Origin of the sequence: Shigella sp. FC1967 (assembly GCF_001743005.1) — a bacterium.
Classification (GTDB): Bacteria; Pseudomonadota; Gammaproteobacteria; order Enterobacterales; family Enterobacteriaceae; genus Proteus.
This window is the reverse complement of record NZ_MIIZ01000063.1, coordinates 1-305: the sequence shown is the minus strand read 5'-3', so window position 1 is coordinate 305 and position 305 is coordinate 1. Positions and strand designations below refer to the sequence as shown.

Here is a 305-nt window from a genome sequence, read left to right as displayed (position 1 = left end):
GGGGGATAACTACTGGAAACGGTGGCTAATACCGCATGACGTCTACGGACCAAAGCAGGGGCTCTTCGGACCTTGCGCTATCGGATGAACCCATATGGGATTAGCTAGTAGGTGGGGTAATGGCTCACCTAGGCGACGATCTCTAGCTGGTCTGAGAGGATGATCAGCCACACTGGGACTGAGACACGGCCCAGACTCCTACGGGAGGCAGCAGTGGGGAATATTGCACAATGGGCGCAAGCCTGATGCAGCCATGCCGCGTGTATGAAGAAGGCCTTAGGGGTTGTAAAGTACTTTCAGCGGGG

General features: G+C 55.7%; 1 rRNA gene. It reads left to right on the top strand.

The window, feature by feature from the left end:
* Positions 1 to 305, top strand: a 16S ribosomal RNA gene (locus tag BHE89_RS00475); the annotation flags it as partial.